The 11,627-nt window shown below is 48.1% G+C and carries 10 protein-coding genes; 2 read left to right on the top strand and 8 right to left on the bottom strand.

The window, feature by feature from the left end; genetic code table 11:
* A partial coding sequence (locus L4C36_RS20230; RefSeq protein WP_428479601.1) for an Ig-like domain-containing protein occupies window positions 1–2,538 on the top strand: 2,538 nt, incomplete at its 5' end.
* A 71-nt stretch (window positions 2,539–2,609) separates the two neighbouring features.
* On the opposite strand, the gene L4C36_RS20225 is transcribed toward L4C36_RS20230, so the two are convergent.
* The 4 genes from L4C36_RS20225 to L4C36_RS20210 all read right to left on the bottom strand — a co-directional run bounded on the left by L4C36_RS20225 (window position 2,610) and on the right by L4C36_RS20210 (window position 6,605).
* The gene (locus tag L4C36_RS20225; protein ID WP_428479600.1) at window positions 2,610–3,404 is read right to left on the bottom strand and encodes a ParA family protein; all 795 of its coding nucleotides are present in this window, start codon (window positions 3,402–3,404) and stop codon (window positions 2,610–2,612) included.
* A 239-nt stretch (window positions 3,405–3,643) separates the two neighbouring features.
* The gene (locus L4C36_RS20220) at window positions 3,644–3,904 is read right to left on the bottom strand and encodes a DUF5062 family protein (protein WP_428479599.1); all 261 of its coding nucleotides are present in this window, start codon (window positions 3,902–3,904) and stop codon (window positions 3,644–3,646) included.
* A gap of 106 nt (window positions 3,905–4,010) precedes the next feature.
* Window positions 4,011–5,105 carry a DUF3080 domain-containing protein gene (locus L4C36_RS20215; RefSeq protein ID WP_428479598.1) on the bottom strand — a complete coding sequence of 365 codons (1,095 nt, stop codon included), beginning with the start codon at window positions 5,103–5,105 and terminating at the stop codon, window positions 4,011–4,013.
* A 129-nt stretch (window positions 5,106–5,234) separates the two neighbouring features.
* Complete coding sequence (locus L4C36_RS20210) at window positions 5,235–6,605, bottom strand: MATE family efflux transporter (protein WP_428479597.1); 1,371 nt, start codon at window positions 6,603–6,605, stop codon at window positions 5,235–5,237.
* A 295-nt stretch (window positions 6,606–6,900) separates the two neighbouring features.
* Here L4C36_RS20210 and L4C36_RS20205 point away from each other — a divergent pair, with 295 nt between their 5' ends.
* Window positions 6,901–7,512: a riboflavin synthase subunit alpha gene (locus tag L4C36_RS20205; protein ID WP_428479596.1), complete on the top strand. Its 612-nt coding sequence runs from the start codon at window positions 6,901–6,903 to the stop codon at window positions 7,510–7,512.
* A gap of 125 nt (window positions 7,513–7,637) precedes the next feature.
* Here L4C36_RS20205 and L4C36_RS20200 read toward each other — a convergent pair whose 3' ends face one another.
* The 4 genes from L4C36_RS20200 to hutH all read right to left on the bottom strand — a co-directional run bounded on the left by L4C36_RS20200 (window position 7,638) and on the right by hutH (window position 11,554).
* Window positions 7,638–7,841, bottom strand: coding sequence for a CPXCG motif-containing cysteine-rich protein (locus tag L4C36_RS20200; RefSeq protein WP_428479603.1), 204 nt, complete (start codon window positions 7,839–7,841; stop codon window positions 7,638–7,640).
* A gap of 334 nt (window positions 7,842–8,175) precedes the next feature.
* The gene (hxpB, locus tag L4C36_RS20195) at window positions 8,176–8,832 is read right to left on the bottom strand and encodes a hexitol phosphatase HxpB (RefSeq protein ID WP_428479595.1); all 657 of its coding nucleotides are present in this window, start codon (window positions 8,830–8,832) and stop codon (window positions 8,176–8,178) included.
* A 146-nt stretch (window positions 8,833–8,978) separates the two neighbouring features.
* Complete coding sequence (locus L4C36_RS20190) at window positions 8,979–9,854, bottom strand: fructosamine kinase family protein (protein WP_428479594.1); 876 nt, start codon at window positions 9,852–9,854, stop codon at window positions 8,979–8,981.
* A 164-nt stretch (window positions 9,855–10,018) separates the two neighbouring features.
* Entirely contained in the window at window positions 10,019–11,554 is a 1,536-nt protein-coding gene (gene hutH, locus L4C36_RS20185; protein WP_428479593.1) for a histidine ammonia-lyase, read from the bottom strand.
* Window positions 11,555–11,627 lie beyond the last annotated feature (73 nt).

Raw genomic sequence — 11,627 nt, 5'->3', positions numbered from 1 at the left:
GTGCTGGTTGATCGCGAAGTGACTCAAGATGACCTCACTAGCGGTATTCAAGTCGAAGTGCCCGTGGTCGGCGGAACGGTGGATGTCACGGCACAGGTGACAGACCCTGCCGGGAATACCTCTGAGGCCAATGACAGTGCCTTGGTAGACAGTGAAGGCCCGACAGTTTCTGTTGAGTTACTGGGTGACACCAACGGTGACGGTATCTACAACAGCGACGAACTCGGCGCTGATGGCACCGTGACGGCGCAAGTGACTTTGACCCAAGGTACGCAAGTGGGCGATCGTATTGTCATTACCGACACCAGCGGCAATGTGCTGGTTGATCGTGAAGTGACTCAAGATGACCTCACCAACGGTATTCAAGTTGAAGTATCCGTGGTCGGTGAAAAGGTGGAAGTCACCGCGCAGGTCACCGATCCAGCAGGCAATGCTTCACCAGAAGCGAGTGACAATGCCTTGGTTGATTCAGTGGCAGCACCTGCTCCAACGGTAGATCTCTTGGGCGATACCAATGGCGACGGCGTGTACAACATTAATGAGTTGTCGGCGGGGAATGAAGCGACGGTGACGGCAGACATTCAGTTGCAGCCGGGTACTGAAGTGGGTGATCGTATTATCATTAAAGATACTAATGGCACAATCCTTGTTGATCGAGAGGTCACACAAAACGACCTGAACAATGGCATTCAAGTTGAAGTGTCAGTAGGCACGGTCGCGGGTAAAGACGGCGTTTCAGTGAGTGCACAAGTCGTGGATGCTGCGGGTAACCCATCGTCTGTGGTAACGGATTCGGCGGAAGTTGATAAGACGCCACCACCCGCACCCACGATTGAATTCCAAGATGACGGGAACGAAGACGGTATCTTCAATATTGACGAAGTCGGCGCTGGTCAACCTGATACGGTAACGGCGATTGTGAGCTTACAGTCGGGTACCGAAGTGGGTGATCGTATTGTAATCACGGATATTGATGGCACTGTATTGGTCGATCGCACGGTGACGGCGGAGGACTTACTCAATGGAATTGAGGTGGAAGCCAGTATTGGTGATATCGACCCAAGCTCAGGTGTGACTACCGGTGTACAGATCAGTGCGCAAGTGACGGACCAAGCAGGTAATGCCTCACAGACTGTGACGGAAAATGCGGAAGTTGACTTGATCATTTCCACGCCAGTGGCAGATTTGGATTCAACAAGTGATAAGGGTTTCAGCAATACAGATAACTTGACCAGTAACGATCAGCCACAGATCAATTTGGATGGCATTGATGACGATATTCATTCCATTACGGTGACCTTAACCCCCGTTGGCGGTGGCGAGGCTATTACCGCTGAAGCGAATTGGGTGAATGGTCAGTGGGAACTGACGGGGGGGATTCAACTCGTTAATGGTGAATGGCGTTACCAGCCCGATACACAGTTACCCGATGGTAGTTACGAAATTACGATTGATGTGGTGGATAAAGCCGGAAATACATCGACCTCTGATAAAAACAACCCATTGGTCGTGACCATTGATACAGATTTATCGGCCAAGGATGTGACAGCCAGATTTGATGAAAATACGTTGGTGGCGGGTCAGGAACTCGGAAATGTGTTGTCTGGTACTGAAACAGATATCGTTGATGTCGGCTTCTTCTATAACAATACATTTAATTCTGTCAGTCATGATGGGTACTTTGCCATTAATGCAGACGGGGTAATCAGTATGACTCAGGCGGGTATTGATGCGGGTCTGAATGACTATGAAACTTGGGTCACAATGGTGTCAGGCAACGGGGCATCACTTACTGATGGGTATGTTATAAAGTCACAAGATGAAGCGGGTAATGTTGGCATCACAGAGTTTGAATATGCGGTCAATGACGTACCAGAGCCGGTAGATGCGCAAGGTGAAGGCGGTGATGACAACCTGTATGTTGTGAATAACCAAATGACGTATGCCTATGGTTCAACGTTCGATGAAAACGGTCACCCAATTGCGGGATCGGTTAAAGCTCCTGATAGTTATGACCCTACAATGGGTGCAGTGATTGATGGTGCGGCCGGTAATGACCATATTATTGGTGGTTCGGGGGATGATGTCATCATTGGTGGCGTTAATGGTCAGCAATATGGAGGCGGTGCAGGTCAAGCTGACGGACGACATTTTGGTGATGTACTAGAAGGTCGTGAAGGCCAAGACATTTTCCGCTGGTTGTCAGGTGATGATGTTGAATTGAACCACATTGATGCGAGTGAAAATGATGGTGTCGCAGTGGATATCATCACAGACTTTACCATGGGTAATGCCAGCACGAATGATCAGGCGGATATTCTTGACTTGTCTGATTTACTGCAAGGTGAAACGGCCGGTACATTGGATCAGTACCTGTCAGTGACGCAAGAAGGTAACAATATCATTATTCACGTTGATACCGATGGCGCTGGCGGCAAAGATGTGACGCAACAGATTGTCATGGAGAACATGGGTAGCGTGAATGCCAACACCTTCATTGATGACTTGCTGAATAATGGCCAGCTCACGATCGACTAATGGTTAAAGAGTCACTGACTAATGAGTGATTGATGTTATGAAGCCCACTGTCATTGCAGTGGGCTTTTTTATTATGCGTCGGTTTTGCTTGGCGCTTTAATGGCTTCGAGTGTGTGGAAGAGCGCCTGAAATTGCAGGCTGAGCTTGTGTTTAGGCAGAAAATGAATCAAAGGCGTTTGGTGATAGTGTGATTCTTTCATTTTAATGGACAAAGGAAGGTAGGGTTTAAGCACCGGCAAGCCAAGATCGTTCAGATCTTCAATGATCATGTTCGGGAATTTAGCGTGTGCATTGAACATATTCACAATCACGCCTTCAACGTCCAGCTTGGGGTTATGGTCTTCTTTCAGTTCAGCAACGTTGTTTAACAGAGTGAGTAAAGCTTGTTGTGAAAAGCTGTCGCAATCAAAAGGAATCAGCAATTTATTGGCCGCAATAAGTGCTGCTTTACTGAAAAAATTCAAATTGGGTGGGGTATCAATATAAATTCTGTCGTAGCTGTTCGCGAGTTCATCGAGCGCATCCCGGAGTTTGTAGATTTTGTATCGGCGCTCTAATTCAGACTCGATTTTTTCCAGTTTGGGGCTGGATGGAATGATATCGAGATGTTCGTAGCGTGTGGGTTGTGGGAACGCTTTGATGGGCGTCGACATGGAGAACCAACCAACGGTCTGGTTGAGTAAATCGGCAATGGATTTTTTATTGTCGACGTTAACATCAAACCCTAAATAGTGGCTGCTGTTGCCTTGTACATCTAAATCGATCAGTAATGTTTTGTACCCCTGTGCAGCACTCATTGCTGCTAGATTGACGGTGATACTGGACTTGCCCACTCCGCCCTTTTGATTAAACACAACACGGCGCATATTGTTCCCTCTTGTATTGATTCCATCACAATACGGTAGCGCACGCATTATGCGTCATCAACATAGCAGTGTCTTAATTGTTAATTGAGGATTGTTTATGGGTATATTTAATGCAGAAAAAGGGGAGAGAGGGAGGGAAATAGGGGGTAAAAAGGAGAAGACAGGCATGGCGGTTAACCGTGAGGCTAACGCGCCAGTTTTTTGATAAGAAAAAAAGTGATACGAGAAAAACCAGAGAATTATTGCAGCAGTTCGTGATCAGGCGGTAGCAGGCGTGAAATCCAGAGTACCAATTTATGCTTCATGTTCGGCCCCTCTTCTTGGTCAATTGCGAGCGGGGTAATTTGTTTGGCCTCCACCAGCAGGCGGTAAATGCACTCGACTTTATCTTTGGGTGAGACGGACTTATCGAGGTCGCCATATCCTTGTTTCTTGGCAAAAGCCATGCCTAATTCCATTGCTTTCTTTAGCAACTTGGCTTCATTTTTGTGCTTTTTCATCATCGCTTCCTGCCATCCTTAACGTATATTCTTCCATCATAAAGTGATATGGCGTTTGAATATAGCTCAAGGTGTGAATTCTTTGTGGTCTGTCGATGAAGTGTGATCAGCGGATGCCAACGCGGATATTGCAGCGTTTGAACGTGCGTTTCCAAAAGTCGACATGCGCCAGTGTTGCGTCACGAAATGCCTGATGTTGTTCACCAGCAATATAATATTGGTAATAGCGCGATAATGATGGGGCATCAATGGTGCGAGGTGGGCGCAAGAGTATCAGTAAAAACGGTTGGATTTGCTGATATTGTGAGTCGAGTTCGGCGAGATAAGGCTGCAAGGTGCTGACAAAGTGTTTATAGAACACGTTAGAGAGATAGGTCGCCTTCTGTTGGTTACGATTTTCACCGCACAGAATCGCCGCCTCGTGGTTGGTCAACAGGGTTGTGATGGTGTTGAGCCATAGTGTGGCATGTTCAATGGAATAGGCCAACTGGCCAAAGTAGTGGTAAGGGTGGAGCTGTTCTTGATGAAACAGAACGCGGTTCGCTTGTTTTTCGCTGATGCTGTTGTGCGCGGCAATGTGAGTGGCGAGGTGTTGTGCGTAGGAAAAAGCGGCAAGCGATGCATTGAAACCGTACAGTTGTTGCGGGGTAAATGCCTGGTAGTGCAAGGTGAACTGCTGACGCCATTCCTTGCCGGTTGTGAGCATATTCCACAGTGATATAGGGAACTGTTGTTGTTTCTTCGTTTGGTAATCTAATAGCGTGGCATAGAGATCCGTGTCGTCCGGCAACACGGTTAAGCAGTGCTGCAATCCATGGAGGAACAATAACTCATAACGCAGTTGGCGTGTTTTATCCTGCACTTTCCCGAGAATAGAATTGCGTTCGGCAATCAGGTTAAAGAGCCCACATTGCCGTAATTCATACGCATCGAGTAAATTTATCCGTATGTCTTCTACTGGCAGCATGAGGTCTCGTGTATCCGGAAACGGAACGGTCTCAATGTTATCAGGTGACTGGGCAGATACATCCAGCACATTAGCTAAGCGAGCTTGGTAGGTATCAAATTGTGCGTCAGCAGAGTGACGGTCACACCCCGCCAGCAATGTGATAGCTAGCCCGCACAGCATCAGTCGCCCATTATCGATAATGCGCAGGGTGAAAGGCTGGAGGTTGAGGCGTTGAAAATAAGGTAATCGCATGCGTAAAGGAGGCTCTCATGTTGTGCTGGCACAGCAATAATAGGAACAACAAAATTATACGCAGGAAATGAACAAGGCGACCAATAGGCCGCCTTGTGAGTGTGCACTGTTACACCGTACGCGATTGTTTTAGCGTAGTGACATCGCAATCTGTGTATCGTTGTCCTGACGCTGTACCCAATACAGACGAGTCGCCAGCATGATAGCCGCCGCTGTCAGACCAATGATATTGCCGATCCAGAAACCGTGTGGCCCCATAGGAGGCAAGAACCACCCGGTAATCCCCAAGATGTAACCGATCGGCAAGCCCAAAATCCAGTACGCGATAAAGGTACGGATGAAGATCGCGCGCATGTCTTTGTAGCCACGCAGAGCGCCAGCAGCGACCACTTGAATCGCATCGGTACATTGGTAGATGGCCGCAAGGAACAGCAGCTGGCCAGCAATCATGATCACTTCTGGGTTATCGGTGTACATCAAAGCAATGGCTTCGCGGAAAATCACAGTGGCTGTTGCGGTCATCATCGCGACACACAAGGCCACTAATAGACCGGATCGGCTGGCAATCTTCGCTTCAAATAACTCCTGTCGTCCCATAAGGTGACCCACACGAATACTCAATGCCGCTCCAAGACTCATCGGGATCATAAAGATTAACGAAGAGAAGTTACTGGCGATTTGATGCGCCGCGACAGTGATAGAACCCAGTGGTGAAATCAGTAAGGCAATCGCTGCAAACAGTGAGACTTCAAAGAAAATGGACGCAGCAACCGGTAAACCCATTTTGAACAGACGTGTAAGGGCACTGAGCTGCGGCTTATGCCACTGCGCAAACAGGCCTACGCGGTTCAAACGCTTATTCAGCTTGATGTAGATCAGCATGGAGAAGAACATCAGCCAATACACAATGGCGGTTGCAACACCACAACCGACACCGCCCATTTCTGGCGCGCCGAATTTACCGTAAACGAAAATCCAGTTCAGCGGAATGTTTGCTCCCAAGCCAATGAAGCCGATCACCATGGCCGGAATGGTCATGGACAGGCCTTCAGAGAAACTCTTTAAGGTTTGGAAGAACAAAAACGCAGGCACCGCAAACACAACCGCGTGCAGATAGCCGATGGTTTTTTCCGCCAAGGCTTTTTCTACATCCATCATGTCAATCAACACGCCGGCATTGTAGAGCACGAACATGATTGGCAAGGAGATACACGCTGCGAGCAAAAAGCCGTGCTGCACCTCAAAAGGGATACGGTCTTTTTTACCGGAACCATTTAACGTGGCCACAATCGGCACGATGGCAATTAGCAGGCCAACACCAAAGAGGATTGAAGGAAGCCAAATACTCGCCGCCACAGATACCGCAGCCATGTCAGTAGCACTGACGCCACCGGCCATAACGGTATCAACAAACCCCATAGAGGTTTGAGCAACAGAAGCAATAAGCACCGGAATGGCGAGCTTAAGAAGATGACGTGTTTCACGCCTGTAATTGTGCACGGATGGCTCCCGAATAGAGGATAATAAACGCGTGAATTATAACGACAGTTTGCATTGATACAATTGTTGAATAACGAAAACCCGTAAAGATTGTAACGTTTTTTTAGTGGCCGACTTAACGCGCTGTTAAACAATGCTTTTTAACGATGAATAAGACGGAAGATACCGTGGAATGTCACTGCTGTGTGCGCAAAATTATGCATTTTGACCGGTTGAAAACACGGTATGCTCAGGATAATCGTGGTTATGGTACTATTTGGCGACAGTATTAGCCGATAAAGAGAAGGGGAGAAATATGTTTACGGGCATCGTTCAGGGGATGGCACAGGTTGTCGCGATTGAAAAAAAAGCCGCCTTCCAAACCCACGTCGTTGTGCTTGAAGGCGTGATGTGTGAAGGGCTGCAAATCGGTGCATCTGTGGCGCATAACGGTTGTTGTTTAACCGTCACTCGTATCGACGGCAATCGGGTATCGTTCGATCTTATGCAAGAAACGTTGGCCGTGACGAACCTTGGTATGGTGGAAGTGGGCAGTAAGGTGAACATTGAGCGTGCGGCCAAGTTTGGTGATGAGATTGGCGGTCATGCGATGTCTGGTCATATCAATGCGACCACGGAGATTTGTGCGATTGAAAAGACAGAAAACAATTGCACGGTGTGGTTTACGCTACCGAAGGACTATTCAAAGTACATTTTACGTAAAGGTTACATCGGTATCGATGGCTGTTCTTTAACGATTGGTCAGGTTGAAGCACAACGCTTTTGCGTGCATTTGATCCCAGAAACATTGCAGCGCACCTTGTTGGGTGAGCGTTGCGAAGGGGATGTGGTCAATATTGAAATTGATCCGCAAACACAAGCGATTGTTGATACGGTTGAACGTGTATTAGCGGCGCGCGACGAATAAATAATACAGAAGCGACATCGTTAGAAATATCTGCAGAAATGCAGAGAATACATTGAAATAAAAACAGAAAAAGGATTGTGTGAATGAATCACGCAATCCTTTTTGTTATGTGAGCGGTGTTAACATTAGAAAATCTGTTCATCATCGGCATCAATAAATAAATTGATGGTTTTGTGGAGTTCATCTACCTGCATATTAAGGTGAATAGCATGACAACACGCAGGGCAATCATCATAAAACTCCTGACTGCCTTGGCTGGCATCTAACGTAATGCGGATGTTGTGTCCACAGTGCGGGCATACCACGGCTTGCTCAGTGTAATGGGTCATCATCAGCTCCTTAGGTACGAATGAGAAGAGAAGATAAAGCCGTAACCATCGACTTAACTCATAGCGGTAATTTTAGCGTCCGCCGTTCGTTTCCGCTTAAAATTAACTATAAACTTTGAGTCAGTGGCGAGTTTTTAAATAATGCGTGATGTAAAAAAATAGAATGCGATGACGCGTCTGGCTATTTTTATTTTTATGTGGATGATAATGAAAATTTAGCGGTCAAGATGGGGACATTTTTACTTATTTCAGCATGACACGCACGAGCGTAGGGATATAAATAAAAGATGCAAAAAAAGTATTCCTCTTTTTGCATCATATTCTTAGCGGCGAATTAACAAAGGCTATTAAGGACGTCGCTATTTACTTCGAGTAGCGAGCTAAGTTTACGATCGGCAATGGCCCAGCGAGGATCATTGGCATAGGCCAGTTCTGGGATCGCAATGCCTTTCATTTGTGCCGCTTTGGCTGCAAGCAGACCATTGACAGAATCCTCAAACGCCACACATGCGTGGGGAGGAACGCCTAAGGCATCAGCAGCATTGATGTACACTTCTGGGTGCGGTTTGCCAAAGCGTAATGGCTCAGCAGAAAGCACGGCGGCGAATCGGCCCGTTAAGTTGAGGGCATCGAGGGTAGATTCGATCAGGCGCATGGGGGACGAGGAAGCCAACGCAATCTTGAGGCCATGGGCTTCACACCGGTCAATCGCTTCAATCACGCCAGGTAGCATTGGCTTATGCTCGCGGATGAGGGATTCTACTCGGCTGACAATCATCTCTGTTACCGTGGCAATATCGTGGGTTTCCCAAGGTTGCTTGCTGTACCAAAATGCCACAACATGGTCGATGCGCAAACCGATGGTTTGGTGGGTATCTTGTTGTGTGATGTTAACGCCGAGCGAAGAGAAAATATCAACCTGTGCACGTTGCCAGAAGGGTTCAGAATCGACCAACAGGCCATCCATATCAAAAATAGCAGCTTGTAGCATGATGAGGTACTCGTGAGTCGCGACAACACCGGCATGAGGATCACCTTGTTGTCGTAGCTATCATTAATAAACGTCACGCATGCCGTGTATGGCATGCGTGCTCGTTGTCCTTGATAGCGAAAAATACCACAACTGTCCGTATTTCGTTAGGATGGCGACGGATTTAACCCCAATTTTTCTATAATCTGCTCGGCTTGAGCGATATAGCTGCCACCAAACAGGTTGCAGTGGTTGAGCACATGATAAAGGTTGTAGAGATCTTTGCGTGTTTCATAGTCTTCATCCAGCGGCCAAACGGAATGGTAGCCTTCATAAAAGCTGGCAGGGAAACCACCAAACAGTTCGGTCAGAGCAATATCACATTCACGATCCCCCCAATAGCTGGCGGGATCAAAAATAATTGGCCCCGTGACTGTGACGGCGGTATTGCCATGCCAAAGATCACCATGCAGTAATGACGGTTTGGGTTGATGATTCATGAGCAGCTTAATCACGCTACTGGTAATCTCATCGATATTGCCAAACACCATGCCTTTCTCTTGGCAAAGTTGTAATTGCCATGCAATACGTTGTTCAGCAAAAAAGCGGCACCAACGGCGACGCCAGCGATTGGGTTGAGGAGTCAGGCCGATGTAATTATCAAAATCAAAGCCGTATTCCGCTTGTTCCCCCCATGCATGTAAATGGGCAAGTTGTGCACCTAACTGGTAGGCGGAGTCATCTGTTAATACTTTTGTGGGCAGGTAATTTAAAACCAGAAAAGATTTGTCTTTACTGGTTCCGACGTGGATATGGTAGGGGACTTGGATACAGTCGGTTTCACTAAGGATACGTAAACTTTCAGCTTCTGTTTCAAAAACTGTTAATAGCTCTCGGTCATTGAGTTTAACGAAAAAACGCTCGTGACCATCACTGATGCAATAGCATTCATTAATGTCACCGCCCTCAATGACGTCCTTCTCGTTAATTTTGAAGGGTTTATTCAACACGTTGGAGAGTTGGTGAGAAATCGCTTGCCACATATATCCTCCACGAAACCACAATAAGTAGATGACTCTTGAACATAGTAGTCTATTTACTGCATAAATAATTGTGCGCCTATCAAGGTTTTACACACTGGCAGGAAAGAGATGGCAGCGTGTGTCTGTTTCCTGCCTAGGTTTTTCTTCAAAAGTCAGTGAAGGTGTTAGCCTAAACTCGGTAATAACGAAGCTGGCATAAGGGTATTAAAGTGGGCTTCTTTCAGCAATTGATTGGCTTTTTCGATATCAGGCGCAAAATACCGATCTTTATCGTAAAAGCTGACACGTGCCCGCAACATGGCTTTGGCCTGTTCTATACGTGCTGAACTGCGGTGCGGATGGCGAAAATCGATCCCTTGTGCGGCGGCTAATAATTCCACCGCTAAAATCCCACGGGTATTTTCACTCATGTCTCTCAAACGACGACCGGCAAAGGTCGCCATTGAGACGTGATCTTCCTGATTGGCCGACGTTGGCAGGCTGTCGACGGACGCGGGGTGGGCGAGCGTTTTGTTCTCGCTGGCCAGTGCGGCGGCAGTGACTTGCGCGATCATAAAGCCGGAATTCACACCGCCATTCTCCACTAAAAACGGCGGGAGTTTACTCAGTCCGCTGTCGATCAATAATGCTATGCGGCGTTCTGCCAAACTGCCGATTTCAGCAATGGCCAACGCAAGGTTATCGGCCGCCATGGCGACGGGTTCTGCATGGAAGTTCCCGCCAGAAAGGATGTCGCCATCATCGGCAAATACGAGCGGGTTATCGGAAACCGCATTCGCTTCGACGGCTAACACATCCGCGGCATGACGGATCTGTTGCAGGCATGCGCCCATCACTTGCGGCTGACAGCGCAGCGAGTAGGGGTCTTGTACTTTGTCACATTGTTGGTGGGATTGGCCTATGGCGCTATCTGTCTCGAGTACATGGCGATACGCCATGGCGGCATCTATCTGACTGCGGTGGCCTCGTGCATGGTGAATGCGGTGATCAAACGGTTTACGGCTACCTAATGCAGCTTCAACCGACATCGCGCCACACACGGTGCCTGCAGCATAGAGATCTTCGGCGGCAAATAAGCCCTCCAGTGCAAATGCCGTTGAGGCTTGCGTGCCGTTAAGCAGGGCCAGCCCTTCTTTGGGGGCGAGCGTAATAGGGTCAAGGCCAGCAATTTTTAATGCAGCAGCACCGCTGATGATTTCGCCTTGATGGCGTGCCACACCTTCCCCCAGCAAGACGGTGCTCATGTGGGCGAGCGGGGCGAGGTCGCCAGATGCACCCACAGAGCCTTTTTGAGGAATACAAGGATAGACTTTCGCGTTGATCAAGGTGATCAGCGCATCAACAACCACGGGACGAATACCGGAATAGCCCCGTGCTAAGCTGTTAATCTTTAACGCCATCATTAAACGCACGGTGTGATCGGCCATGTAAGCGCCAATTCCGGCCGCGTGTGACAGCACAATGCTGCGCTGTAAGGTCTCCAAATCGTCCACGGCAATACGGGTGTTAGCCAGTAAGCCGAAGCCGGTATTAATGCCATAGACAATCTTGTCATCGGCAATGATCTTAGCGACGACTGCCGTACTGGCTTGCATGGCAGGGTAGGCGCTCTCATTAAGTGACAGTGTCACGCCTTGGTGGGCGATGTCTCGAAGCTGCTGTAAAGTCAGTTTACCGGGCAGTATCGTTATGTTGTTCATCGCTGTTCCTTTTGCTGACAAGCACTGCGGTGAGACGCCTTGGTGTTTGTGTTGGTATTGGCGGTTGAAGGCG

This window comes from Photobacterium japonica (genome assembly GCF_050337005.1).
In the GTDB taxonomy this organism is placed as follows: Bacteria; Pseudomonadota; Gammaproteobacteria; order Enterobacterales; family Vibrionaceae; genus Photobacterium; species Photobacterium japonica.
This window is presented reverse-complemented; position numbering and strand designations above follow the sequence as displayed.